The 26,941-nt window shown below is 69.6% G+C and carries 17 protein-coding genes; 6 read left to right on the top strand and 11 right to left on the bottom strand.

What is annotated here, in order from left to right:
• Positions 1–89: 89 nt before the first annotated feature.
• Together J1G43_RS03080 and J1G43_RS03075 are read right to left on the bottom strand one after the other, a co-directional pair.
• The gene (locus J1G43_RS03080) at positions 90–752 is read right to left on the bottom strand and encodes a response regulator transcription factor (protein WP_207339639.1); all 663 of its coding nucleotides are present in this window, start codon (positions 750–752) and stop codon (positions 90–92) included.
• Between the two features lie 56 nt (positions 753–808).
• On the bottom strand, positions 809–2,095 hold the full coding sequence (locus tag J1G43_RS03075; protein ID WP_207339640.1) for a sensor histidine kinase: 1,287 nt from the start codon (positions 2,093–2,095) through the stop codon (positions 809–811).
• Between the two features lie 170 nt (positions 2,096–2,265).
• Between J1G43_RS03075 and J1G43_RS03070 the strand changes: the two genes are divergently transcribed.
• Entirely contained in the window at positions 2,266–2,946 is a 681-nt protein-coding gene (locus J1G43_RS03070; protein WP_207339641.1) for a DUF4352 domain-containing protein, read from the top strand.
• Between the two features lie 72 nt (positions 2,947–3,018).
• Here the strand turns inward: J1G43_RS03070 and J1G43_RS03065 are convergent, their stop codons facing one another.
• Positions 3,019–3,996, bottom strand: coding sequence for an ADP-ribosylglycohydrolase family protein (locus J1G43_RS03065; RefSeq protein WP_207339642.1), 978 nt, complete (start codon positions 3,994–3,996; stop codon positions 3,019–3,021).
• Between the two features lie 219 nt (positions 3,997–4,215).
• On the opposite strand from J1G43_RS03065, the gene J1G43_RS03060 reads away from it, so the two are divergent.
• The gene (locus J1G43_RS03060; protein ID WP_207339643.1) at positions 4,216–6,588 is read left to right on the top strand and encodes an AAA family ATPase; all 2,373 of its coding nucleotides are present in this window, start codon (positions 4,216–4,218) and stop codon (positions 6,586–6,588) included.
• A 163-nt stretch (positions 6,589–6,751) separates the two neighbouring features.
• Positions 6,752–7,669 carry an HNH endonuclease gene (locus J1G43_RS03055; protein WP_207339644.1) on the top strand — a complete coding sequence of 306 codons (918 nt, stop codon included), beginning with the start codon at positions 6,752–6,754 and terminating at the stop codon, positions 7,667–7,669.
• A 473-nt stretch (positions 7,670–8,142) separates the two neighbouring features.
• Here J1G43_RS03055 and J1G43_RS03050 read toward each other — a convergent pair whose 3' ends face one another.
• The 8 genes from J1G43_RS03050 to J1G43_RS03015 all read right to left on the bottom strand — a co-directional run bounded on the left by J1G43_RS03050 (position 8,143) and on the right by J1G43_RS03015 (position 22,798).
• The gene (locus J1G43_RS03050; protein WP_207339645.1) at positions 8,143–12,975 is read right to left on the bottom strand and encodes an ATP-binding protein; all 4,833 of its coding nucleotides are present in this window, start codon (positions 12,973–12,975) and stop codon (positions 8,143–8,145) included.
• Entirely contained in the window at positions 12,972–14,636 is a 1,665-nt protein-coding gene (locus tag J1G43_RS03045; RefSeq protein ID WP_207339646.1) for a hypothetical protein, read from the bottom strand. The genes J1G43_RS03050 and J1G43_RS03045 overlap by 4 nt, the downstream gene beginning before the upstream one ends.
• Positions 14,633–18,385: a protein kinase gene (locus tag J1G43_RS03040; RefSeq protein WP_207339647.1), complete on the bottom strand. Its 3,753-nt coding sequence runs from the start codon at positions 18,383–18,385 to the stop codon at positions 14,633–14,635. Before J1G43_RS03040 ends, J1G43_RS03045 begins: the two co-directional genes overlap by 4 nt.
• Positions 18,378–20,009, bottom strand: a complete 1,632-nt coding sequence (locus tag J1G43_RS03035; RefSeq protein WP_207377941.1) for a 3'-5' exonuclease — start codon at positions 20,007–20,009, stop codon at positions 18,378–18,380. Before J1G43_RS03035 ends, J1G43_RS03040 begins: the two co-directional genes overlap by 8 nt.
• A 617-nt stretch (positions 20,010–20,626) precedes the next feature.
• Complete coding sequence (locus J1G43_RS03030; protein ID WP_249670650.1) at positions 20,627–21,055, bottom strand: nuclease-related domain-containing protein; 429 nt, start codon at positions 21,053–21,055, stop codon at positions 20,627–20,629.
• A 19-nt stretch (positions 21,056–21,074) separates the two neighbouring features.
• Positions 21,075–21,584 (bottom strand): hypothetical protein, encoded by a 510-nt coding sequence (locus J1G43_RS03025; RefSeq protein WP_207339649.1) that lies wholly within the window; start codon positions 21,582–21,584, stop codon positions 21,075–21,077.
• A gap of 378 nt (positions 21,585–21,962) precedes the next feature.
• Complete coding sequence (locus J1G43_RS03020) at positions 21,963–22,589, bottom strand: C-terminal helicase domain-containing protein (RefSeq protein ID WP_207339650.1); 627 nt, start codon at positions 22,587–22,589, stop codon at positions 21,963–21,965.
• Complete coding sequence (locus tag J1G43_RS03015; RefSeq protein ID WP_207339651.1) at positions 22,559–22,798, bottom strand: hypothetical protein; 240 nt, start codon at positions 22,796–22,798, stop codon at positions 22,559–22,561. The genes J1G43_RS03020 and J1G43_RS03015 overlap by 31 nt, the downstream gene beginning before the upstream one ends.
• Before the next feature lie 242 nt (positions 22,799–23,040).
• Here J1G43_RS03015 and J1G43_RS19330 point away from each other — a divergent pair, with 242 nt between their 5' ends.
• From J1G43_RS19330 to J1G43_RS03005, 3 genes are all read left to right on the top strand, one after another.
• Positions 23,041–23,175, top strand: coding sequence for a hypothetical protein (locus tag J1G43_RS19330; RefSeq protein ID WP_256439590.1), 135 nt, complete (start codon positions 23,041–23,043; stop codon positions 23,173–23,175).
• Positions 23,176–23,443: 268 nt separating this feature from the next.
• Positions 23,444–25,849 carry an AAA family ATPase gene (locus J1G43_RS03010; protein WP_207377940.1) on the top strand — a complete coding sequence of 802 codons (2,406 nt, stop codon included), beginning with the start codon at positions 23,444–23,446 and terminating at the stop codon, positions 25,847–25,849.
• 227 nt (positions 25,850–26,076) lie between these two features.
• The gene (locus J1G43_RS03005) at positions 26,077–26,913 is read left to right on the top strand and encodes a hypothetical protein (protein WP_207339653.1); all 837 of its coding nucleotides are present in this window, start codon (positions 26,077–26,079) and stop codon (positions 26,911–26,913) included.
• The last annotated feature ends 28 nt before the right edge of the window (positions 26,914–26,941 follow it).

The following is a 26,941-nucleotide window of genomic DNA, read 5'->3' as shown; positions in this document are numbered from 1 at the left end:
ACGGCGACGGTCGGGTCCTCGTCGTTGCGGAGGATGCAGTCCGCTGGGCAGACCTCATGGCGTAGCGGGCCGCTCCGAACCTGTCGGCGTCAGCCGTGATCCGGCACCGCGGAGCCGGCCAGCGCCACGAGCATGGCGACCTGCACCCTGCCCGCCACGCCGAGCTTCTCCATCGCCCGGGCCAGGTGCGTCTTGACGGTCGCCTCGGAGACGAACAGCTCCCGTGCGATCTCGCCGTTGGAACGGCCCGCGGCGACCGCCAGCGCCACGTCGTTCTCGCGCTCGGTGAGGACGCGCAGCCTCTCCTGCGCGTCACGGCTCGCCGCGGCGGCACGGTCCGTGCTGACCTGCTCCATGACCGTGCGGGCAGCGCGCGGGGAGAGGGCTCCCTCCCCCGCCGCCACGTCGCGGACCGCTGCGACGATCTGGTCCGGCGAGGAGTCCTTGGCGAGGAACCCGTCTGCGCCGGCGCGCACGGCGTCGAGGATCACGGACTCGGTGTCGAACGACGTCATGGCGATGACCCCGGGCGGTGTCGGCAGCGCGCGGAGCAGCTCGGTGGCGCGGATGCCGTCGACCCGCGGCATGCGCAGGTCCATGAGCACGACGTCGGGGTGGTGGGCCTGCGTCTGCGTGACGGCCTCGTCGCCGTCGCCCGCCTCGGCCACGACCTCGATGTCGTCGGGGCGCAGGATCGTCCGCAGCAGCAGACGCACCATGGGGTCGTCGTCGACGACCAGGACTCGGATCACGTGCCCGACGGTACCCACGACCCCCGACACCGGTTGCACCGTGCGGCGTGCTGCGCTCAGGGATGCGTTGCTGCCGGCCACGGCAGGTGCACGCGCACCACGAACCGTCCGTCGCGAGGCCCGGCCTCGAATCGACCGCCGAGCGCCACCGCCCGCTCGCGCATCCCGATGAGCCCGGCGCCGCCAGGGCCATCCGGCACGTCATTCACCAGCCCGTTGGCGACGGTCACGTCGACCCCGTCACCCGGCCGTGCCCGCAGGTCGACCTCGACGCGGGTTCCCGGTGCGTGCTTCACCGCGTTCGTCAGCGACTCCTGGACCACCCGGTACACGGCCCGCGTCAGGGCGGGCGGCGCGTCGTCCCCGCCGTCGACGAAGACCGTGGCCCCGATGTCCGCCCCGGCACTGCGGGCCTCGTCGATGAGCGCCACCAGGTCGACCAGACGGGGGGCCGGGCCGGCGTAGCGGTCGGCGCTGTCGTCACCCGCGGTGCGCAGGCTCGCGATCAGGACGCGCATCTCCTCGAGCGCGCGGTGCGCGGACGAGCGCATGGAGCGTGCCGACCCCGTCACGTCCGTCCCGGGGTCGTCGGCCGTGACCTCGAGCGCCGCGGCGTGCAGCGACACGAGCGACAGGTGGTGGGCCACGGTGTCGTGCATCTCGCGTGCGATGAGCTCCCGCTCCTCCTGCCGCGTGAGCTCGGTCCGCAGCTCCGCCGCCTGCGTGCGCAGCGTCGCTGCCTGCTGCTCGCTCTCGGCGGCCGCGCGGCGCGCGGTGCGGGCGGCGTCCCCGAAGCGCCGGACCAGCCCGACGACCACGGCCACGGCGAGCACGGCGGCACCCATGGCGACGTACCCGCCGCCCGTCAGGTACATCCGCTCTCCTGTCGCCGCGTCGGTCGTCGCCCACATGACGGCGTCGCCCTCACGCCGCCAGTCCCGGACCAGCGACGCGGCCACCGCAGCGCCCACGGCGGCCGTGCACCATGCGGCGATGCGTAGCGTCGCGGTGGCGAGCACCCACGGCAGCGCGATCAGCGCGGCGAGCGCGCCCACCGGCATCAGGGCGCCGGCGACCGCCGTGCCGAGGCAGACCGCGACGGGATACCGGCGACGCCGGACCAGCGCGGCAGCCGCGGCGAGCGCCACGAGCATGAGGAGCAGACCGAGGAACGCGTAGCCGACGGAGAGGTCCGGACCCGACGGCACGGAGAACGCCACCTCGGTGAGCCCGAGAAAGCCGGCTGCCAGGACGGCCACCGCCGTGCCCGGCGTGTCCGCCCACCTGCGCCACCACGGCGCGGCGCGGCCCTCGGCGGGCGGGACCGGGGAGGACGTCGACATGGCAGGAGCGTAGGTCGGACCACCGACGTCCCACGTCCACCGGACGGTCGGCCGACGCGGGTCGGGTGTCGTCCGACCGGCCAGCCGGCTCGAGCCGATCGGTCGACCCGGCGGGTGCGCCCGCCGTCGAAGGATCGGACCACACGCAGGACCCGACCACAGGAGCAGCGATGAACCACCCCGCCCCCACCGATCCGTCCGGCACCACGACCCCGGCTGCAGCGCCGGCACCGAAGCGTTCGTGGTTCGCCCGCCACAAGGTCCTCACCACCCTCGGCGCGGTCGTCCTCGTGGTGGGCGTCGCCGGCGCGCTCGGCGGTGGCGACGACGACACGGCCGGCTCCGCGTCCTCAGGCAGCTCCTCGGCGGCCGACGTGGGCGCCGTCGCTCCCGCTGCGGGCGAGGCCGCTGCCGACGAGGCCCCCGCACCGGAGCCCGCCGCCGAGGAGCCCGCTGCCGCCGGCATCGGGACCCCCGTGCGCGACGGCAAGTTCGAGTTCACCGTGACGGCGATCGAGCCCGGCGTCGCCCGCATCGGCAGCGACGTGCTCGGCAAGGACGCGCAGGGCCAGTTCACGCTGGTCCACGTCACCGTCACGAACATCGGCGACGAGGCCCAGTACTTCGACGGGTCCAGCCAGAAGCTCGTCGACGCGCAGGGCCGGACCCACTCGGCCGACACGTCCGCGGCCATCTACCTGGGTGACGCCGAGTCGTTCCTCAACCAGATCAACCCCGGCAACAGCGTGCAGGGCACGGTCGTGTTCGACCTCCCGGCCGACGCGACGCCCGCGAGCCTGGAGCTGCATGACTCGATGTTCTCCGGCGGGGTGACGGTCACCGTCGGCTGAGCAGTCGCGGGTCGGTGACGACGCGCCCGGGGCAGGGGGCCGGGCGCGTCGACCGGCGCGTCCGGCGCGCTGTCAGCCGGCCGTGCCGGGCTGATCGGGACGGCCGGCCGCGCCGTGCCCCACCGCCCGCACCGCCAGGTCGGCCAGCCCGTCCGCGTCCAGGCCGGGCCACCCGTGGAGCTTCTCGCGCCACGCGTCCGGCACCGCGCCGGCGCCATGGGCCGCACCCGCGAGCGCTCCCGCGATGGCGGCGACGGTGTCGGTGTCCCGCCCACCCCGCACCGCACGCTCGAGGACGTCGACCAGCCCGGTGCCGTGGTGGATCGCCGACCACGCGCCCTGCAGCGCCTGCACGACCCAGCCGTTCTTGTCGAAGTCGGCAGGCTGCGACGCCTCCGCCTCCGCGATGAGCGCCGCCCACCGGTCGCGCCGCTCCTCCGGCAACCACACCAGCTGCGCCGTCAGGTCGATGTCGCTCTCACGGACCGCGTGCCGGATGGCCGTCGACCACAGGACGCAGGCGTCCCCCGCGTCCGGGTCGGCGTGGGTGATGTCCGAGACCGCACGCGCCGCCGACACCAGCGCCGCCTCCTGACCGTCGTCGAGATAGCCCAGCGCGACGGGCCCGGTCCGCATGAGGGTGCCGTTGCCGCCGGCGCCGCGCGGGTTCGCCGCGTAGAAGGCGGCCGCCGATGCGCGTGCCGCCGCGGCCGTGGGCGTCCGCAACGTCGTGAGCAACGTGCGGGTCTGCACGCCGACGTCCTTCGCCGTCCGCGCCCAACCGGCCCACGCCGCGACGACGCGGTCCAACGACGCCTCGTCGTCCAGCGAACCGCCGTCCGCGAGCACCTGGGCGATCGGCACGGCCATCGACGTGTCGTCGGTCCACTCCCCCGGCTCCCACCCGAAGCTGCCGCCGCCGGCCATGTGGACGGGCTGGTCGTCGGGCAGCGGTGGGCCGAACTCGTAGCCAGCGCCGAGGGCGTCGCCCGCGGCGGAGGCGAGGAGGGCGCCGATGGCGCGGTCGGCCTGGGTGGGGGTGAGGTTCATGTGGAGCTCCGAGTGGCGGGGACTTCAGACTCCAGCGTGCCACTCCGGGCCGACATCAGATCCCGCGGGCGGACGAATGTACGGAAGCGCGAGTTCCGCACATCGACTCGGCGGCCGCCTAGCCGTTCACCCGTCCAGGCGGTCCCCTCACCGTCGACTCATCTGGCCGAGCGTTCATCCCGATGGCCTAACGACAACCATCGATGTCGAGGGGGCCCCGTGTCGCTGACGATCCCGGCTGCGAGCGCGACGCTCGAGGACGAGCAACTCTTCTTCGAGGCGGTGCGCGACGTCCGCGAGTCCACGCGTGAGACACGCGCTCTCGCCTGGCAGAGCGCGGCGAACGGGAAGGACCGGGCGCGCCTGAAGGCGAACGCCGCGACCGACGCGACGTTGGGCGCGTCGGATGAGCCCGTCGCGTTCTTGCGCCTCGACCTGGACGACGGCGACACGTACTACGTCGGCGAACACGGAGTCTCCGACGCGGACAACGAGCGCGTCGTCCTCAGCTGGAAGGCTCCCGCGATCCTTCGCCTGCGAGGAGCCTCGCACCACGACCGCCGCGGCGTCGCGCGTCAGCGCAACTACCGCACGGAGCCGATCAACCGGATCCGCGACATCGACGACGTCGTCCTGGCCGAGCTCGCCCGTCAGGTTGCCGAACTGCGGACGTCGGACGCCCAGATCGTCTCGTCGGATACGTTCCTCCAGTCCGAGCTGGCGCGGACGCGATCGCCCGAGATGCAGACGATCGTCCGCACCATCCAAGCGGCGCAGGCCGACGTGATCGCCGCGCCGCACGACACCTTGCTCGTCGTGCAGGGCGGGCCCGGCACCGGCAAGACGGCGATCGCGCTGCATCGCGTCGCTGCACTGTTGTTCGGTCCTCTGCGCGACGTCACGAACAACGAGGTGCTCGTCGTCGGGCCCAACGCCACCTTCCTGAAGTACATCTCCCGCGTGCTGCCGGAGCTGGGCGAGGAGAACGTCGTTCAGCGTGACATCGGGCACCTGATGGCCACGACCGTGACGCCGGATGTCGTCGAACGGCCGGCAGCAGCCCGGCTCAAGGGCGACGCGCGCATGGTCGAGGTCCTGGCCAGGGCTCTGAGCGATCGCATCCGGCCGCTGCGGGAAAGTGTCGAGTTCACGTTCGACGACGTGTCGTGGCGCGTGACTCTGACACCACAGGACGTTGCGGAGATCATCGACGAGGTCGACCGGACCCCGTACGCCGTGGGACGAGCACGGTTCCGCGAGCTTCTCGAGTCCGAAATCGCGACCGACGCGCGCCGGCGGCAGAAGGCGGACGGCCGATGGACCAACCGCAGCGCGACCCCGCGCCCTCGACCAACCGACGTCGAGTCGCTCGTCGAGCGCGTGTGGCCGCAGCTCACGCCTGCCGCGTTCCTCCGCGACCTCTTCGGTTCTGTCGAGCGACTCCTGTCGGCCGCAGGTTCCACGCTCGGCGCCGACGAGGTCGGGCTGCTCCGTCGTCAGGCGGCGCCCAAGCTGTCAGAGCAACAGTGGTCGAAGGAAGACCTGCCACTGCTCGACCACGTCGCGATCGAAATGACGGGTGAGGCCGAGACGTACGCCCACATCGTCGTGGATGAGGTCCAGGACCTCTCCCCCATGCAGCTCCTGGCGCTGCGACGCCGGTCCCGCCACGGGGCGATGACGATCGTCGGCGACATCGCGCAGTCCACCGGGCACTGGGCACGCGATTCGTGGACCGACATCGTCGACCTGCTGGCCTCGCCGCTGCCGACCCGGCGCGTCGACCTCGAGTACGGCTACCGGGTCCCGCGGGCCGTCATGGAGCTGGCCGCACGCCTGCTGCCGGAGGCTGCGCCGGGAATCGTGGCGCCCACCATCGTTCGGGACGTCGAGAATGCGACTCGCCTGCACCCTGTCGGGACCGCGGACGACCAGTTCGCGCGTGCCGTCGAGGTCGTGCGCGAGCACAGCAGCAAGGGACTCTTCGTCGGTGTCGTCTGCCCGGACGGGGGCCGTAACCGCCTCGAGGACGCCTTCCGTGACGCGCGGATCCAGTGGAACGACGCAGACAAGGGCGGGCTCGCGTCGGCTATCAACGTCGTCAGCCCTGGTGCGTCCAAGGGCCTGGAGTTCGACGCTGTCGTCGTGGTGGACCCCGAGACGATCGTGCAGGCGGGGCCGCACGGGCTGCGAATGCTCTACATCGCGCTGACCAGGACGACCGGGTACCTCGACGTGGTGCACGTTGCGGGGAGCCTGCCGCGGTTGCTGGCCGAGGGCGGTGCTACTCAAGAGCCCGCCCGGGTCTCTCCGACTTCTGCGAGCGGCGCAGACGGGCCGACCGAGGCCGCCCCGGCGCTCCCTGACGTGCCCGTCCCTGCCAGGACGGAATCGCCCACGGCTCAGGACGAGGATCGGCCTGATGCGTCAGCCGCACGCGCGCGCCCCCGGAGCCGCGGCGGTTCGGTCCGCGAACGGACGGTCGCGCTGAACGCCGAGAACGTGCTGGAGCTCCTTGCCGAAGTCGCGCCGGCTCACCTGTGGCAGGAGATCCTCGAGGAGGTTGCGGCCCGCATCGCTGATGAGTCGTAACCACTCTGGACACCGACTAGCGACAGGGAGGCGTCTTCGCGCGCACTCCCGCGAGCGCTCGTCGTCGCTCTGCCCGTCATGACGATCGTCCGACCCGCTAGTCCTCCCGCAGGATGATTCAGGGCACCGCCAGCGCGGCGGTCCCACGGACTCCACAGCTGCCGTGCTGAGCTCCGCCCGTGGACACCGCGATCGAGGCCGAGCTCAGGACGCAGATCATCGCCTGGGTGCTCCAGCGCGCCGAGGCGAACGGCGGGTTTCTGCACCGTCAGGAGCTGCTCGGCTACCGGACGGACGGACGGACGGACGGAACCTGCCACTCATCGACTACTCCCGTGGCATCCGCAACCCGGCGGGCCTGTCCTCAACACTGGCAATCGTCCAGTCGGCGCACGGGCCATACGACGACGCCGAGGACCCGGATGACGGGCTGCTGCACTACGCGTACCGCTCCGGTGATCCCGACGGCAGCGACAATCGCAAGCTCCGCAACGCGATCACCACCGGCATGCCACTGATCCTCTTCCGCAAGGAGCAGCCGAACTACTACACGCCCGTGGCGCCGGTATACGTCGTCGACGACGTCCCGGAGGAGCGGGCCTTTCTCATTGCCCTGGACGAGTCGTTCCGGTACATGGGCGGCGTCCGACACCTCGGTGCGGACCAGCGGCGCTATGCCCTGCGCCTCGCCAAGCAGCGACTTCATCAGCCGGCGTTCCGCACGCGCGTCCTGCTCGCATACGGGACACAGTGCGCAATCTGCCAGCTCAGGCACGGGTCGCTGCTGGACGCAGCGCACATCGCACCGGACTCGTCCGAGCAGGGCATCCCCACGACTCCCAATGGCCTCGCCCTGTGCAAGATCCACCACGCGGCGTTCGACCAGAACATGCTCGGCATCTCACCGGACTACGAGGTGCACATCGACCGCGACCTCCTGCACGAGGTGGACGGGCCGATGCTCAAACACGGGCTGCAGGAGATGCACGGGCGGACGTTGACCCTGCCGGTGCGACGGACAGATCACCCCGACCGGGACTTGCTGGCCGCTCGCTGGCGGGTGTTCGGCGCCTCAGCCTGACGCGGCGCGCCTGGCCGAGGCCATCGACGGGCGCCGCGTCGCTGCGTTGGCATTCAGCGCTGAGCGACCGAGGCGACGTGTCAGAGGGCTTCCGCCCGCTGGGGCGACGAGGTCGGTGTCGCTCTCGGTGATACGCCTCAAGGCCAGCGACAAGCACAACAAGGCATACCGAGTCAGGTGCCTTCCAGGTGCTCCGGCCCTAGATCACGGGAGGGCGCCCCGTGAGGTCGAGGTAGTCGGACGGGGTATAGCGCATCCGGATCATGATTGGTCCTCGTCACCGGGGCGCGCGGCCTTGAGAGCACCTGCGGCACTCAGCCCTAGCCTCATCTCCAGCCCTTTTGCGTCACTCCCACCGCGTCTACCGAGCCGAGCCACCTCCTGGAGCAGGCACGGTGGCCGCTCCGACCTGACTGAACGACCCGCTGACACGGCGCTGCACGCTCGAGGCTCCTCTGGACTTCGGCGCACGCTTACCTACTCATCTGAATCCTGCGCGCCTGTGGCGAGTCCGGGGTCGAGACGTAAGCCTGGCCGACTGCCAGCTTCTCGATCTCCATACTCAGGTCCTGACCCGACCTCCCCCTGAGAAAACCCGCCACCTGCTTGCTCGCTGGGAAGTTCGTGCGGAAAGCAATCTTGGTTCCCGCGTTGCCGACGACATCTCGGTGGAAGTCGGCCGCCCCCTGGCTGGCGACGACGACGACGACGCCGTACTTCCGCCCCTCCTTCATCAGCTTGGGAAGCGTCACGTCCTTCGCCAACCGATGCGCTTCATCGAGTACCACGGCCAGCTTCAGCGTTCCGTCCTGCGGCCACTGGAACATGTCGCGGTACACCTTGCGCAGCAAGAACGCACCTGCGGCGAGCTGCACCTGCTCCAGCGGGATAGCGCTGACGTCGACGACCATCCCTCCCTCTCGCGGCCGAAACGCGCCAGCACCATCACCGGCGAACAGCCCGAAGTCAGTGAGAGGACGGACTCTTTCTCGTGCGTGCTTTCCCTTTGCCGCGGCCTCGACTGCCTCCAGCGCTTCGGCGAACTGCTCGACCGATGGCGCTCGGAGCTCCTGACCGTCGATCACACCGAGGTAAGCGTTCTGGATCGCCTTGTACACGTGCGACTGCTGGATCTCACCGAGGCCGGCGACGTAGGCGATGATCTCCGCGGTCTCGAACGCCAGTGCGTTCAGCAGGGGGCCCGTCGCGAGGGCACCCTCGAACGGGCTGAAGGGGAGCCCCTGACTCGCGTCGAGCACACTCGCCCCCGCCGGGGGGTCTGCCGCCATGTCACCGTGGAAGTCCAGCAGCAGCGACGGCAGACCAGCCTCCGAGAAGGCGCGGACGACGCGACGGGTCGTGACGGACTTGCCCTGACCCGGGATCCCGAGGATGAAGCAGTGCGGACTGCCCTTCGTGCTCACGGACCACACCAGATCCGCCCCCTGGACGTCGGTACCGAGAACAACGTCGATGCTCTGGGGCGGGCCGGACGGCTCTAGCTTTCGAAACTCAGCTTCTACAGGCGAGTCGATGGGCTCTGCATCGCACTCCGTCGGCGCGACCGTCACGGCGACAGGTTGCTGTGGGACCCCGCCGCCACCTGCGTTCCCGGGGACGTCGACAGATGACTTTGCTGCCACGTCCGCTGATGGGCGCTCGGCACGCTTACCCTCATCTACGACCTTTGTCGAGAAGCCAGCCTGGCCAAGGTCCGCCGCGGTGAGCACCGAGATCGGGACTTGCCGATGCTGCGTCGGGACGCCCTCCGCGCCATTGAGGCTGATCACGTAGCCGTGCATCGAGATTTCCACAGGCGCCCACGCCTCTAGATGCCGATCGATCAGCTTGTGCGTGTCGGCCAACTTTTCCTTCGACAGGGTCCCGTTCACGACGGCCCGGTCGGCGTAGTAGTGCAGCATGCCGGCCAGCCTCGCGCGCTGGAGTGCGGCATCGACACGCGGAGGATCGACAGCGAAGAAGCGCGCGACAAGGAGCCGCCTGGTCTCCTCGAGCTGATCGACGATGTCGTCCGCGAGCTGGAGCGGCAACGCAGCCGCCTTGCGCGACTTCACCTCCACGCACTCGATGCGCAGTCCGCCACGGTGGACGCGCACGAGCAGCAGGTCACACCGACGCGCGGGATGGTCGGCCTCCCGCGCCGACCTGCCGAAGATCTCCTCGTGGGAGTCGACAGGGACGATGATCGCGTCCTCCAGCTTCCGACGTGCGGAGAGGTGTGCGAACAGCGCCGCGAGGCTGACCGCCTCCCGCGCGAAGGACTCGCTGCCCTGGAGCCGCAGGACGAGCCGCCCCGAGATCGCGAGCAGGCTCTCGATGATCAGCGTGACGGACTCACCGACCTGATCGAGGCCGAGGTCGTCCATCGCCCGCTTGAGGATGTGGACGACCTCGCCGCGTTGCTTGGTAGTCACCGTCAACCGGTGGCTCAGGCCCTCGATGAAGTCAGGCGCATAGTCGAGCATGTAGCTGGTTGTTCCCAGACCCATCGCGAGGGCGTCGTCGTAGAGGTCGAGCCCGACGAACCGGTCGAGGGTCATCACCCAATCCGCCACTTCGTGAAGCACGCGGATCGCCTGCAGACCATCGGGCTCGACGCAAATCCTCAGCGCAGGCGAGGAGCCCAGGCCGGTGTGCGCGCCGAGAGCTGCCTGGTAGGACTTGTGCGCCTCGACGGCGGCGCGACCGGGTGCGTCGGGGGTCGACAGCAAGGCCGGCGCGCTCACCCAGGCAGCCTTCCCCTCGTGGTCCCTCGTCGTGATGACGGGAGTGAGCAGGTCGTGGAAGGCCGCGAAACGGTCGGTCCCCGCCGTGAGCGTCCCGGTCATCCCCAGACCCGCGACGTCCTGAATGATCGCGATGTGACTGGCCCGGTCGTCTCGTACCAGTGCGTCCGGCGGGCGCACGGCGATGCCCAGCGGCGGGGCCAGGTGGCTCCGCGAGCCGGGCGCTTGAGCCAACTGAAGCGTCCGCTGCAGGTCGGTGAGGCGGGGAAGGGGAGACGCGAAGCCCGCGTCGCGCCCGTAAGCAACGACCTCGACGCGCGGAGCATCGGGCGTGACGTCCTCGGCCGTCGTCGCGGGAGCGAGCAGCGACTCGACCGCAAGGCCAGCGATCTCCCCGTCACCGGGGTTCATCAGCGCGATGCGCAGGGCACGCGCTTCGGGGTGCGAACGGCGGAAGTCGTCCAGTCGGCTGGACACCATGGCCGCGGCCGCGGTGAGCGCGGTGGACCGCCGCGGCACGTCGAGCGCGCCGTACACCGCCGACGCGACCGCCTCGGGCGCCGCGACGGACGGAGCCAGGAGCACCGCTGAACCGAATGCCACCTCGTCGAAGTACACGAGGACATCCCCGGTGGCCGCGAGGCCCGTGAACGGCAGGTTCGCCGGTTGCACGCGCGCGAACAGTTCCGCGTCGACGGCCGATCGGCGCACCTTCGCGCCGCCCACCGCGAGCAGTTCCTGGCACCAGGAATCGGCGACACCGAAATGCGTCGCGATCCAGGCGACTCTCAGGGGATGGATCGGGAGCACGACGACCGCGAGCTCCGGCCTCGCCGCGGTGCCGACCTCGAGCGACACTGTGTCCAGCCGGAGCAGCGCCTCGCGCTGGCTGTCGTCAGCAGCGTCGAGCGCTCGCTTGTAGCTCTGCGCGTACTCGATCGCGAGTTTCCTGGCGTCGGGGTCCCACGAGAAGACCTCCGGCACGTCCTGCGGTGCGGACCGGGCGAGGAGCGCCAACAGGTCCTTGCGCTTCCTGGCGAGCGCGGCGGGCAGGTCCCAACGCTGTGCGAGAGCGGACTGCGAGACGATCGGCTCGCCGAAGTCCGACTTGGCCTCGAACGCGGTGATCGCGGGATCAGCGATGACCCGGCGCTGGAGGCCGACGATCGTTGGGGCGACCCGGAGCTGCACCCCGAGGTGCTTGCCGATCCGTGCCGAGAAGACCTTCCCCTCGAGATCCCACGCCTGCATATCGATGTCGGTGTTCGGTGCGCCCGCAAGCACGGCGTTGAGCTGAGCCTCCGCCAGCGAGGCGGCTGAGGAATGCCGCATCGGCCTCTCGGACAGAGAGTCCTCGATCACCACCTCGAACTGGTCGCTGTCTGCCGTTGCCGGGGTCTCGTCGGACAGCAGCAGAGGGACGCCGTTCGCGTCGAGCGCGGTGATGCGCACAACGAACAGCGCGCCGCCGACGAGGTCGTCCGGGCCGAGCTCCAACGAGAGGCTCGTGGACATCCGGGTTCCCTTGACCCGGCGGTCGATCACGGACGACGTGGCGTCGTCCCGGAGGTCAGCCGGCGGCAGAAGTTCCAGGAGCCAGCTGGCTACGTCGGTGGGCTTGGCGGGTTTCGTCTTCCATCGCAGGCCCACGGAGCTGGGGTTCTCCGGCGACGTGCGGATATACAGCGCGCCGCTGTCCGACGACTCCAGCTTGCTGAACTTCTCCACCGCCCCATCCGCCCTGGTGAAGCTCTCCATGTGGAGCTCGACGATCCCTGACGCGACCTCGCGGTCCCAGGGGATGTCGGACAGGGTGATCCCCTGCTGCGTGTAGAGGCGGTGCGTCCACTCGACGGTGTTCCGTAGGTCCCCGTGCGCGGAGTCGAGCACGGCGACGAGCTTCTCGTGGACCTCGCCCGGCGCGACCCGGACCTTGCGCAGTCGTTCCCGCACGGTGGTCGTGGCCGTAGACGGTCTCGCGACGGCGGCGACGAGCTCGGCGTTGAGCTCCAGGTTGGCGCGCAGGAGGGACGCCTCGGACGTGTCGACGAGGAGGCCCACACGCCATAGTTCCCGCCCGAAGGCTCGGTGGTCGTCCGACTCAAGCACAGCGGCCAGGTAGTCGAGTCGCGCCTCGATCGGCACACGGAGCTTGCGGAACAGTGCCGTCACGGGCAGCTCGGGCCACCTCCTGGCAACCTGATTCTTCAGGGTCGCAGCGACGGCCTCGAGTTCGTCGACGAGCGCGAGCCGCTCGAACGAGTTGTCCAACGAGCTCGCGGCGTGGGCCTGGCCGGGCGGGACCAGCAGCACGAAGACGCGAGCCTTGTCGTTGCGGATGCCGACCGCGGTCTCGACGTCGACGGCAAGTTCGCCGGTGACCGACGAGAGCACCGCCACGCGGACCCGCTCCTCGTCGACCTCGCTCGCGAGCAGGCGTGCGAGCTCGAACGCCTCGGTCTCGGCGATGTCGTCCACGCGGAGGCAGTGGCCCACCTCGGCGCCGCTCACGGATTCGAGCACGCGCGCGGCGAGCTGCTCGAGGACCAGGTTTCTCATGCGTTCTCCGAGAGGTTCACCAAGGGATTGCGCACCCGCTGCGCATCGAGGTCGTCGCTGAGTCCTTCGAAGACGCCGAGCAGCTGAAGCCGGTACTTGAACGCTTCGAGGTTCTCGGCCGCGGCGGCTCGGTTGGCAGCCGTCGCCATGGCGCACGGAGGTCGGTTCACGAGGAGGCCGAACCGCTCCTCCAGCTGCTTCAGGACCTCGCCGATCGTCAGCTCCGCATGTGCCGCTCCGCCTCCTCGCCGGGCGAACGTCACGGCCAGTAGCGACGCCAGCAGCTTGTCCGACGGGGCATACGCCCACGAGCTCCGCACGTTCAGGGCGCCGGTCAGCACACCGATGTCGGTCTTGATGCCGCCCGCGGACCAGAACCACTTGACGGCGTTCTCGTAGCCACGCTTCTTCAGCGCCTCGACGAGGACGTCAGCGAGTCGGTCCGCCGCCGGGCGGGGGTCCGCCTCCATGGTGGCGAGAAAGTGGCGCGCGTCCTCGTCGTCGCTCTGCTCGTTGAGGTCGACGATCCGCGACAGGAGGTACTCGAGGTGCCCGACGACGCGCGGGATCTCCTTCGCGTCTGCGACCAGCGCGACCCTCTCGGCCGGGCTCAAGCTCTGGTCGGCGAGCTCGGCCTTGAGCGCGGGCGCTCCTCGGATCGACAGCAGGTACAGGCGGTCCCGAAAGAACTGCCGGGTGATCTCGAGATCGCGCTGCACACACTCGCGAGCCAGCAGGTCCGAGGGGGAACCCTTGCTACCTGTGAAGTCGACGTACTGCTCCAGCGGGTTGGAGGCGTCGTCGTCGACCATGTCGTGCGGGATCTGCCCTGTCTCGATGAGCTCGCGGGTCGCCCGCGCGATCCGCAGGGGGAGCTGGAACAGACGGAGACCGAGAATCGCGGCCATGTGCTGCGACATCACGAGCGACGGGGCTCGTTCGCCGTAAGCCTGGAGGTAGTCGAGGACGTCCGCACCGAGCGGCCTCGTCGCGCCCGGCACGGGCGACCTATACCGGGCAGTCTGCTCGGCATCCCTGTCCTTCGCAGCGGACTTGGCGTCGAACAGCTCGACAAAGTACAGCGTCAGCAGGGCGGTGATGTCGACGTCGGTCGTCCCGTCGTAAGTCGGCGCCCATTTGGGGGGATCGCTGAAGGTCACGCCCGGACCGAAGGCCCCTGTGAACTGCTCCCGGATCCAGGCAGCAGCCTTGTCTGTTGAACCCTCGGAAGGCCCCAGTCGAGCGGCCATCTCGCGCAGGAGCTCGCGGTAGACGACCATGTCGGCACCGCGGTGGCGCGACCGGGCAGGGAAGCCAGCCCGGAAGACAGCCACCGTCGTGGGCCGCAAGTACTGCATCTGCTCGCTCGCACGCGCGCGACCCGCGCGTCCCATCTCGACGACAGACGCGCGGAGCCAACCGTCCAGCACGGCACGGCCGCGCGTGTCGTTGAAGCCGGCCAGATGTCCGCTCTGCGCCAAGGCAGCCCGCTTCTCGTCGTACAGCTTCGCCGCGCTGACGTTGGTCGCGGTGCGCCCCTGCTTGATCGCCAGCTCGAAGATCTGCGTCAGCATGCGCTCGACGTCCGTGTCGTTCGGCTCGACCACCGTCAGCTCGCGGTAGGCGAAGGTGCGGAGCTCCTCAGGCAGCTCGATCTTCATGAGTCCGCCCCCTCCCGGGTGAGGACGCCGCCGACATTGCGCACCAGGTCGCTCCCGCCGGACGGATCGACGACGACGACCCGGTGTGCCGGCGTCGTCCGCAGCACGTTCCCGAACGACGCCAACTCGAGCTTGACGGCCTCTGCGCCCGAGTCGCCGAGGATCTCGCCGTCAGCCGCACGCCGGATCAGCTCGTACGAGTCGAGCGTGAGCACGATGGAGCCGAGCCTGTGCGAGAGGCGCAGTCCTTCGGGCTGCGACTCCACGAACCTCCCGTCGGGCTCGAGCGCGACGAGTGTGAACTCCTCCGCCGGGATCTCGCGGAGTACCGACCAGCCGTCGCTCTCACCATCCCGCAGCGCGAGTGCGCTTCCTTGGTAGCCGTGGGCGCCCAGGACGCGGCTGAGCCCGAGCAGGACGGTCTCCTTCACGGAGCCGTCGAGGTCGCCGTTGAGTGCGTCGACGAACTCGTCGAAGAAGCGATAGGCGCGCACCTCATCGCGGAGGGCTCGTGTGCTCGTGGAGCCGAAGAAGACCTGACGGGTCTCGAAGCCCGGGCGCCGCGGGGTGTAGAGCTCGAGCGTCTCACTGCGCATGGCTCGCTCCACGCCGGGCGCGGCGAGCGTCGCCGGATCGACGCTCGCCCACTCGGCGACGAGATAGTCGGGGTTCCCGGCGGAGAACGCCAGGTCGAAGGCGAACGCGTCCGTGGCCAGTCGCAGGTCTCGGCCCTCCTCGATCGCTTTGTGGACGTCATCGCACGAGCGGTCTCCCGTGAGGGTCCATGCGATGGCCGAGCGGACGTCACGGAAGGTGGCGCGGCGCTTGCGGCGGAGGTGGGAGATAGCGACGAGCTCGAGCAGGGGCCCACGGCCGGAGCCCCGCAAGATGTCGCGGTTCGCGAAGATCGGGCAGATGCCGCGGGCCCGACAGGGCTGGCAGGCGAGCCAGAGCTCGTCCGCGACGAACGAGTCCAGCACCTTCCCGGCCAGTCCGGATCCGCCCCCGCCCGTCGGCGCGATCGACCGTCGCTTGAGGTCGACGACGGCCACCCGCGAGTTCTGGACGGGGCGCCCGCGTGCGTACTGGTCGACTGCGACGTAGAGGTCCTCGTAGACGTCGGCGTGGGCCTGGAAGAAGTTCAGGAGACGGCCGTCGTTGATCGCCACGAGCGCGGTGTGCTCGGCGCCTCCTTCGAGGGCCTCGACGAGGAGCTGATCAGAGGACTTCCCGTCGCGTGCCTCGCTCGCGTCGTACACCGCCGCGAAGGTGCGGTCTCCCAGCTTCATCCGCCATCCGGCCGCCGTGGGCTCGGTCACGTCTACAGCACCTTCGTCGGTGAGGCGGCGGCGCAGGGTGGAGAGGAATGAGGTCTTGCCGTCACCGGGGTTGCCGGTCAGGAGAACGACGTCGAGCTCGCCTCGGAGCACGCTCGGCGTGAGCTGGGTGTCCAGCAGCGTCCTGACGTACGTCTCCCGAGCGAAGCGATCGTCGAGACCACGGTTGCCGGCGTTGCCGACGGCGCTGCCCCGGTAGAGGCGACGGAGGCTGAGGACGGTCGGATTCTGCGCCCTCTCGCCCGGCTCGACGTCGGTCGCGGCGACAGTCTTGAGATACCGGGCGAAGTCTGCGGCGGACGACGGTCGCACGCTGGTGTCGGCCTCCACCAGTCGGAAGAGCGCGTTGACGATGGCGGAGCCGTCCGCCCCCCACCTCTCCTGCTCCTCGCGGGAGAGCGGCACGAGTTCGGACTTGTCATGACTGCGATAGGGCTCGCGGCCGAGCATGGTGCGCAGGACGCTCACGCCCAGGGCGTAGAGGTCGGCGGCCGGCGACCATGGCCCCGCCGCCAGCACCTCGGGCGCTACGAACGCCAGGGTGCCAGCGATCGTGACGGCCTCGCTCTTCGCCGTCGTCAGTCCGAAATCGATGAGGACAGCCCGACCCTCGTTGGTCACGACGATGTTGTTAGGGGAGATGTCCCGGTGCAGGTGGCCCTCGCTGTGCATATACGCGAGCCCGTCGAGGGCGTCGAGAACGATGCGGCGATACTCCTCCGCACCGGCACTCTGCTCCGCGCCGAGCTCCTTGAGGGTGCGACCGGGGACGTAGTCGGACACGATGTAGGCAGGGTCGGCCGAGTAGTCCCACACCCTGGCGCACCGAGGACTGACGAGCTTCTCCGCGGCCTCGAACTCGTGCATCGCCTGGGTGACCGCAGTCGAGTCGTGGAACTGCTTGATCACCCGCCACGCGTCTCGATCAACGACTCTCGCCAGCCACGAGGTCGCGAAGCCGCCCTGTCCGAGCTTGCGCTCTATCCGGTACCGACCGCCCACGATCCCGTCGGGTTCGAACACATCCTGCTTCGGCTCGTCGGCAGGGGCGTTCGGGGGCGGGGGCGGACGCAGCAGCGCGCTCAACCGTTCCACCACGTCGCCGGCCTCGGGCCTCCCGGCGGGGTCGTCAGCGACGCACGAGACCAGCACGGCGAGCACCGGGTCGGCAGGGTCGACCGCGGCGGGGAGTGCCTTGACGGCGCCTTCGTCTGTCAGGCGGATGTCCCCGTTGACCCACCAGAGCAGGCTCAGGGCGAGGGCGTACACGTCCGACCTGGTCGTTGCCGCGCCGATCGCGTACCCGAGCTCAGGAGCCCTGAAGGGGACCGAGCTGTCGACCGTGTCAGCAAGCGCCGGCGCCACGGTGAAATCGGTAGGCAGGTGTGCGAGGTAGAAGTCGCAGAACATGACGCGATCGCCTCGAGCCGTGAGGACGCGATCAGGCGAGAGTCCTCGGTGCAGGACACCCGTCGCGTGCACCTCCGCAAGTGCCTCGAAGGCGTCCAGGACGATGCCGGCCGCGCGGTCGGTCACGCGGCCGCCCTCCGTGACCGCCAGATCACGGGCCGCGGCCCGTCGCTTGAGCGAAAGGCTGGCGACAGGGCGGATCGGCAGGACGACCCATCGTCTCGCCTCGTCGACGAAGGTGGCCTCGACGCCCCACGACCGCTGCATGTCCGCGATCTGCTTCGTCGCTTGGCGCTCGTTCTTCACCAGCTGCCCCGCGTCCACCCCGGGGCCCCAGCCGTCCATCGGGTAGGCGCGGAGCACCACCGGCTCCCGATCGCTGTCCTCGCCCCAGAAGACGCGCGACCGGCCGACACCGGCGACCTCGTGCAGGACTGTGAAGGGCCCGAGTGACTCGGGAGCCGACTTCCTCGTGGACAGCCCGGCAAGGAACTCGCAGACGGCGTTCCGCACGGCCGCGAAGTCCGTGCTCAATCTGTCCCATTCCATCAACGCGGCGGGGGCGTCGTGGAGCAACAGGATGTGATCGTCGTCAGGCGGGTAGCCGGTCGTGTCAAGCGTTACGCCGGGGTAGGAGAGCACGACTGATTCCTGAACGAGATGCTTCGACCTCGCTGCCACCGCGTACCCGGGGACCCTCGCCTTGAGAAGACCGGCCAGGATCCTCGCGACCTGGGAATTGCGTCCCACCGGACTCGGCCGCAGTGCGCCCTTGACGAGCCACCCGCCGTTCAGGACCTCGACCGTCGGCCCCCAGTGCTTCTCCTCGAGCACGAAGATGTGGTGCCGCCCGATGACCAGGAGGTCGACGTCGTCCTTCTGCGGCGTCGGAAGTTCTCTTCCGACGACGATCAGCCAGTCGGCAGGCAGCTCCTTCGCCAGTGTCTCGGCGGCCACCTGCTCGCCAGGCCCGGCGTAGCTATACACCGCGAGCTCAGCCATCGCTCACCGCTCCCTCGTACTGATCGGGCCAGAGCCAGCGCCGCACGTATTTCTCGTCCTTGCTCAGAATCTCGAGATAGGCATTGTGTTTTGTGTAAGTGATGACAAGTTGATCCTTGGCTCGCGTGGCGCCGACAAAACCCGCCCGGCCGCGCTGCACGGACTCGGGATCCGACGGGTCGAACGGCTTGACCGTGTCGAGGGCGAACAGGAACACCACCGGGAACTCGTGGCCCTTTGCCGAGTGGGGCGTGATGATCTTTACCGTGTTTGCCCCGCGGTCGAAGTTCTTCTTGTCATCCTTGCTGACGACGGCCGTGAAGGGGATGCCCATCGCCTCCAGGGCAGGGGCGATGTGCATGAGAGTGCCGCGGTAGCGCACGATGACGACGGCGATGTCGCCAGGATCACGATCCCCGCTCGACACCATCCGGTGGATCTCCCAGGCGATGGCCCTCGCCTGTTCGGCCGGAGTCTCGGCCCAGATCAGTTCGACCGGCTCACCAGGCGGAGCGGATTCGAGTTGTTCGACGGCAAACTGCGCATTGATCGCACCTATCGCGCCCAAGATGTTGCGAGTGCTGCGGTAGGGCCGCGTGAGATGGAGATGCTGGACGCCGAGTGACTCCAACCCCGCGAGAGCGTCGTCGGCGCCGTAGAGCGCTTGCGCCGGATCCCCCGCCATGACGAGCCCTCCACGTCCAGGCGTCAGGCCCGCCATGACGATCGCGATCCATGACGGGCGGAAGTCCTGGGCCTCGTCGAGGAGGATGGCGTCGGCAATCGGACGCACCCCCTTCGACTTCGCCACCTCCAGGGCACGGTGATTGGCGGCCTCATCGTCGAACGAGAACCGGACTCCGACCTCCTTCGCGTACGGCCACATGGTGGTGACGACGACATTGGGGTGGTCGGCGACGAGGCTCCTGAGGTACGGCACGAGCGCGTTGTTGAAGCAGAGAAATTGAATCCGCCAGTCAGGGTGAAGGCTCGCGAGCCATCGAGCGCGGGCGGCGAGGACGAGCGTCTTGCCGCTGCCCGGCGGGCCCTGGACCAGAGCGAGGTCGAGATCACGCCTCTGGGCGATCGCCGCCTGTTGGGCGTCGAGCGTGACACGGAGCTGGTCGCGCTCGGCGGCTCCCTGGTCATGTGAACCAGCCCGAAAGACGGTGGTGAAGGTGAAGGTGGGCTCCAGCAGGCCTCTGATCCGCGCAACCAGTTGCTCGTCGAGCGGCCGCGCTCGCGCCTGGCTCAGCCAAGTGGAGTCAGACAATTGAGCTGGACTGATGCTGATTCGTCCGCCGATACCGATTGCTGGCTCCGTCAACAGCTTCCGCGTGTGCAGAACCACCCGGCCGATCGGAGTCGTGGCGTCGAGCTCGAGGGTCTGACGCAACGAGTGCACTCTCTCGTTGAGGCGCAGGAAGGGTATCTGGGTCTCGAACCCGGTGTCGGAGTCATCGATGTCGATGGCCAGGAGACCAATCTCTGGGTACAGCAATACCAAGCTCGGCTCGCTGTCGTTGGCGAGGCGGATGGCGCGGGCGCCACACCCATGAAGCTGCTCATTGAGGGCAGTCACGACATCGGCGACATCGACCGTGTCGGTAGACCGCGCCGCCATCCCGATCCTGCCTCCTCGGCTCATCTCTGGCTACGTCCGGCGCCCGATAACCGGCCCGCATTCCAATTTGCCCGACCTTGACGGGAGGGCCCGACACGGATCGTCTGAGGCTCTATCGGCACCCGTATGGCGTAGCTTGAGTCAAGCTAGTCATCGGCCGCGCCCTTCATCTGGTCTAGAGGTCCTAACCAAGACCGTTGTCGACGTGACATGAGGCCGCCGGGGTGGAGTGGGACTGGCTGAAGGAAAGAACGACATCCTTGACTAGCCCGAGCCGCACTCGGGGGCGGAGCGTCGGCTCTTCGCCCCACCGCCGTCCCGGTGCACACCGAGGTGCAAGGACGGCGTGGAGGCGAGGAGCTCAACCTGACGTTGGACACTCTGTACACCCGCTCGACGTCGAGGTCGACGGGCGCACCACCAGGACGTCCGCTGTCGGTAACGCCTCCAGGACCTCGCACGCGACGCCGCGCGCCGGGCCCCGGGTTGCAGGTCGTCCCTGTGCCAGCCTGGCAGGCCTCAGTGGAGGCCGACGCTGTCGCGCGGGAACTCACGCACCATGCCCAGGGCAGGCAATCAAGGCGATAGCGCTGCCTCGCCGCTGAGAGCGTGCCTCGTCACCGCGGATCACGTGAGACCCGTGACCACCCTGCTGCCGCTGCCGGCCGTGACGCCACTTGATCCTCGCCGGACGCACGCGCATCCCAGTCCCCCGGCACGGAGGTGTGCGGCAGCGCGACGAGCGCGACGAGATGCGCCGTCCGGGTCCGCGCCGCCGCGAGGCCGTGCCGGACCGGCAGCGCCAGCAGGATGCGCTTGGCGTCCTGCACCTGCCCGACGGGGTCGAGCGCGTGCCGCTCCGCACCCGACCCTTGCCACCACTGCCCGTCGGCGCGGGCGGCGTGCCCGCCCTTCACCTCGATCGCCGCGACACCCAGCTCTGGCCACACGACGAGCAGGTCGATCTCCCGCTCCTTGGCCCCGTCCTGCAGCGAGGTTCCCACGAGGAGCACGGCGTCGTCCGGCAGGTTGTCGCGAGGCCTCACCGAGACTGCAGTGTCCGGCTCAGCGACTCCACGCGGCACGCAGCCGCCCAAGGAGCGAGGTACGCGGGTGGTAGCGGTACGGCAGCACCTCAGCCGTCACCGCCTCCAGGGTCGTCATGTCCACGTACGACAACTGGTCTGAGGCGATGAAGACGAGTGACCCCGTGCTGACGTCGACAGGGTCCAGCGCCTGCCACACCCGCGGCCCACGGAGCGAGTACGCGCGACGCAAGATGAGGAACGTCGCGTCGTCCTCGACCCACTGGTCGACGACGATCCACGCGTCACCGTTGGTCTGACCGTAGGAGGCATCCCCGGACCGCCGGTCTGTTCGCACGGCCAGCGCCAGTCGCTCCTGACCTTCGCCGATGGGGTAGAGCACCGGCTCGACCCGGGCGTGGCCGACGCGCGCCGACGGGGAGGCGCCCTGCTGCGTGCACGGGTGCTTCGGCCACGGTGGGCCCATCTCGTCGAAGTAGACCCTGCTGCCGTGCTCGTTCGAGTAGAAGTAGACGGCGGCGCCGCACACGGGACACGCGGCGTTCGGGCGCGCCCATCGGGTCGACTTCGGGCCGCTAGGAGCGAGCCGACGAGGCGTCGAGCGCACGGTCGAGCGTTCGTAGGTTCGCCAGGTGTAGGACGTCCGCCCACGGCCACTGGCACGGGTCACTGTGTGCGACGACACCCAGTGCTTGCGCCCGTCGCGCCCTCGGCGGTAGTGCCCTCGCCGTCGGTACGTCGTCATGAAACCATCCCCTCCGATGTCGGGGAGCGCTGCGGCCAGAACCCACCCCGCCGTCGACTACCAGGTTATCCCTCGTGACTTTCGACTACGGACCTGCACGGGGTTCATTGCCCCAAAGCGGGCATTCGACGCGAATTATTGGCATGGGCCCCGGCAATCACCTCACATGGGCGCACGCGAGAACGTTTGGTTTGTCGCGGAATCCTCGTCCATGCTCGTTTCCTGCGAATTAGTACGCGACGCCGGGGCGCACATCCGTCCACCCCGCCCGAGGCGTGTTTCGCGTTCCGGGGACGCGGCCGACGCCGTCGTCGCAGCTGGGAACCTCTGGGGCCAGCCGCCGTGGCGGCTCACGCGCAGACCGCGGCGCCACCGCGTGGTTGCTGAACACTGGCGACGAAACAGACCGGACGACCGCTCGTCCGCCACTGCGTCAGCGGCAAGCGGTTCACACAACGTCGTCAACAGGCGCGGCGATGCCGTGAGCGAACCGGCGCCCGACAACCCCAGCGCCCTCTCCAGCTCCTCCTGCGTCACCTCCCGCGGCACCACCACCGCGTCCCTGAGTGCCACCTTCGAGCGCAGCAGCCGGTCGAGGTTGAGGTCGAACGACTCGACGTCGGGGTGCAGCGCGATCGGGTAGTGCACGTGCACCTCGCGGGTCTGCCCGACGCGGTAGATGCGGTCGGTGGCCTGCGCCTCCTTGGCGGGGTTCCAGTGGCGCTTGAGGTGGATGGCGTGGTTGGCGCCCACGACGGTCAGGCCCACACCGACGGCGAGCGGTGACATGACGATGACGTTGAACCCGGGCGCTGCCTCGAAGGCGCGGATCTTGGCCAGGCGGGTGTCGCCGGTGCCGGTGGCGGGGGTGTCACGTTGACGATGTCGACGCGCAGCCCGTAGATCTCCCGCAGCCACAGCGCGAGGGCCCGCTGGACGTCCTCGGTCTTGGCGACGACGATCGCCTTCTCTCCGTCGTCGCGGACCGTGTCGAGCACGCCGCGGACGCCCACCAGGGTGCGCGCGGAGTCGTCGACGCGACGCGGGTCACCGCCGAGCGTGCCGTTGAGCAGGCCCGGGTGCAGCGAGGCGGCGCTCAGCTCGTGGAGCGTCTTGAGCGCGGCGACCTTGGCCCCGGCCCTGGCGCGGTGGCCGGCGAGGACGTCGTCGTAGACCGCGATCTGAGCCGCCGGCGTCGGCTGGAGTGCTCGTGTATCCGCTTGGGAGGCAGGTTCTCAAGGTGGTCCTCCTTGATGCGGCGCAGCATGAGCGGGCCGACGGCCTCGCGCAGCTCAAGCCCGAGCTGCTCGTGCTCGGGCCGCTCGCCGCCTTCATCGGCTTGACCCAGTCGTCCTGGAAGTCGGCCCAGGCGTGACGTTCCGAGGCCTTCCCGGACGAGGCATGTCGTTGGGACCTCCGTCGTGGTCATCGGCGCGCGGCAAGTGCGAGCCTGGGTCGACCCTGTGGCTCGGTGGAGCTGAGGAGCCCGGCAGATCGTGGCGCGCCGGACATGCCGGCGCGTCAGTCCACGGGAGTGCCGACGACGGCGCGCCGCCGCGCAGGGCGCCTCGGCACGTCGTCCAGGGCCCCGTGTCCCGGCCGCCGCGTCCGATGCCGGTGGAAAGCGATGCCAAAGGGGACACGTGTCACTCTCACTGCCGAGATGGGCCGCCACACGAGACGACGAGCAGACGTACTTCGACCGCGTCCGCGAGATCCGCGAGGCGGCCCGCGAGTCACGGGCGCTGGCTTACCAGAGCGCCGCGAACCCGAAGGACCGCGGCCGGCTCAAGGCCAACGCCGACGACGACGCCACGTTGGGTGCACCGGAGGAGGCCGTGGCCTTCCTCCGCATCGACCTGGAGGACGGCGAGACGTACTACGTCGGCGAGCACGGCATCTCCGACGAGCAGCGTGACCGACTCGTGTACAGCTGGAAGGCGCCGGCCATGCTGCGGTTGCGGGGCGCCTCGCACAGCGACCCGCGCGGGGTCGCACGACAGCGCACCTTCCGGACGGAGCCCGTCAACCAGATCCGTGACATCGACGACGTCGTCCTCGCCGAGCTCGCGCGACAGGTCGTCGAGCTCGGGACGTCCGAGTCGGCGCTCGTCTCGTCCGACGAGTTCCTGCAGGACGAGCTGGCGCGGACCCGTTCACCTGAGATGCAGACGATCGTCCGGACGATCCAGGCAGCGCAGGCCGATGTCATCGCGGCGCCGCACGACACACTGCTCGTCGTGCAGGGCGGACCGGGCACCGGCAAGACGGCGATCGCCCTGCACCGGGTGGCCGCGCTGCTGTTCGGCCCGCTGCGGGAGGTCGCGGACAACGAGGTCCTCGTCGTCGGGCCCAACCGCACGTTCCTCAAGTACATCTCCCGGGTGCTGCCGGAGCTGGGTGAGGAGCACGTCATCCAGCGCGACGTCGGGCGGCTCATGAGCACGTCCGTCACCCCCAACGTGGTCGAGGATCCTGCCGCGGCGCGGCTCAAGGGCGACGCGCGCATGGTCGAGGTGATCGCGCAGGCGCTGACGGACCGCGTCCGCCCGGTGCGGGAGGACGTCTCGTTCGCCTTCGACGACGTGTCCTGGCGCGTCACGCTCAGCCCGCGGGACGTCGCCGACATCCTCGAGTCCGTCGACAGGACGCCGTACACGGTGGGCCGCGCACGGTTCCGCGAGCTGCTGGAGTCCGCGATCGCCACCGAGGCGCGCCGCCGACAGAAGGCCGACGGGCACTGGAGCCGCGGCAGCGCGACGCCCCGACCTCGCCCGGCAGAGGTCGAGGCCCTCGTCGAGCGTGTGTGGCCTCAGCTCACACCCGCGGCGTTCCTGCGGGACCTGTTCGGCTCGGTCGAGCGCCTGCTGTCCGCCGCCGGCTCCACGCTGGGCGCCGACGAGGTCCGCCTGCTGCGCCGGCAGGCCTCGCCGCGCATGTCCGAGCAGCGCTGGTCCAAGGAGGACCTGCCGCTGCTCGACCACGTGACGATGGAGATGACGGGCGAGACCGAGACGTACGCCCACATCGTCGTCGACGAGGTGCAGGACCTGTCCCCCATGCAGCTCCTGGCACTGCGTCGGCGGTCACGAGACGGGTCGATGACGCTCGTCGGCGATATCGCCCAGTCCACCGGGCACTGGGCTCGTGACTCGTGGGCCGACATCGTCGAGCTGCTCGCCTCGCCGCGGCCCAGGCAACATGTCGAGCTGGAGTACGGGTACCGCGTGCCGCGAGGGGTCATGGAGTTCGCCGCGCGGCTGCTGCCGGAGGCTGCGCCCGGCGTCTCCGCACCCACGATCGTGCGGGACGTCGAGGACTCCACCCACCTGCACGCCGTACCGACCGAGGATGACCAGTTCACCCGCGTCGTCGAGGTCGTGCGCGAGCACAGCAGCAAAGGGTTGTTCGTCGGTGTCGTCTGCCCGGACGCCGGCCGCGAGCGACTGGAGGACGCGTTCCGGGCCGCACACATGCATTGGCAGGACGCCGACAAGGGAGGGTTGGCCTCGGCGATCAACGTCGTCAGCCCGGGCGCGTCGAAGGGCCTGGAGTTCGACGCCGTGGTCGTCGTCGACCCCGAGACCATCGTGGACGCGGGGCCGCAAGGGCTGCGGATGCTGTACATCGCGCTGACACGCACGACCGCGTACTTGGACGTCGTGCATGTGGCGGGGCGGTTGCCGCGGCTGCTGACGGACGCGGACGCACCCGCGGAATCCGGCGACGAACCCGAGACCGCGCCTCCGGCTCCCTCGCCGAACACCGGAGTCCTCGCCGGCGCCATCGACCCGCAGGTGGCAGGTGCGGGAGCAGCGGCCACGGTCGAGGGCACAGAGCTCGACGCGCCCCGGCGGCTGAGTCGGCCGCGCAGCACCAGCGCCCGAGGGTCGGTCCGGCAGAGGACGGTCGCCATGAACGCCGAGCACGTCCTCGAGCTGCTCGCCGAGGTTGCGCCGCCGCACCTCTGGGAGGAGATCCTGGCCGAGGCGAGGGCGAGGGTTGCCGGGGAGGAGGTTGCCGGAGCCGAGGCACAAGACTCGAGGTGAGCCCGGCCGGCGCATGACAAGCTCGTGCGATCGCGTGAGCGACGAGACCGCTGCGGGTCGTGTCAGCCAGCGGCGCGCATCGTCGGCCATCGCTCGCGTCGCATGCCTCATCGTGATGCAGTTGATGTGGCCACGTCACCACCTGACCAGCGACACGACTCATGCACCGCACCCAGGACCCTGCCGACGTCCCGGAGCGCTGCCGATGCATCAGACGAGGAGCCTTCTTGCCTCTCATCACCCGCGGTCAACAATGTCGCAGCCTGCACGAGCTCGCCGAGTTGCTCACCGTGTGGCGCGACACGACGAGCGAGCCCACGATCTCGGGTGGCACGGACAGCAGGAAGGGCTACCTAGGCGTCGCCATCGGTGGGGTGGAGTGCGGGCTCGCGGGAGACACCACACGAGCAGGGGTACAGAGGTTCCTGACGTCCGGTCAAGCTACAGCCAGGTCCGCCGTCGTACCGCGTGCGGGTGGTGCGATGCAGCGTGTGGCCTTCGGCCGTTCAGCGACCCCGATCCACGGATTCTATCTGTACACGAATGAGCCTCATTGGCGTCCATTCGAGCTCGACGCTCCGTACGTGACCGCATGGCGGATTCTGGACGGCGTCGCGGCATTGCATCGTCGCGGATTTCAGACTGTGCGAGCGTTGCCGGGCATGAGCCCTTCGGGAACGAGCTGGAGAGTCTCCGTTGCTCCGGCGGACAACATTCCCGAGCGCCGCATGTACCCCGATCTGCGAGACTGGGACCTGGGGATTCACTATTCGATCGGCGCAGGCTACGAGTTCGCGGCGAGGACTGTGACCGCGTCGAGTACCGGAGACGACGTCGCCGACCTGATCATCGCTGCGGCGCCCTGGCGCGTGGTCAAGGCTCACGACTGGGCTTACGCCGGATGGTTCGGCGAGATGTTGGGGCTCGCTCACGAGCTCGAAGGACTACCCATTGCGTACGACTACGGGTATGAGCCGCTGACCGCCTGGACATTCGCGACGCTAGATGAGGTCCGGTCCTTCCCCGACCCTCCACGCCACCAAAGCTCGTCGAGCGACACTTGAGCGCGCGGGCCCCTCTGGCACTTTCGCA

The sequence above is a fragment of the Cellulomonas sp. zg-ZUI22 genome (genome assembly GCF_017353535.1).
Taxonomy (GTDB): Bacteria; Actinomycetota; Actinomycetes; order Actinomycetales; family Cellulomonadaceae; genus Cellulomonas; species Cellulomonas wangleii.
This window is presented reverse-complemented; position numbering and strand designations above follow the sequence as displayed.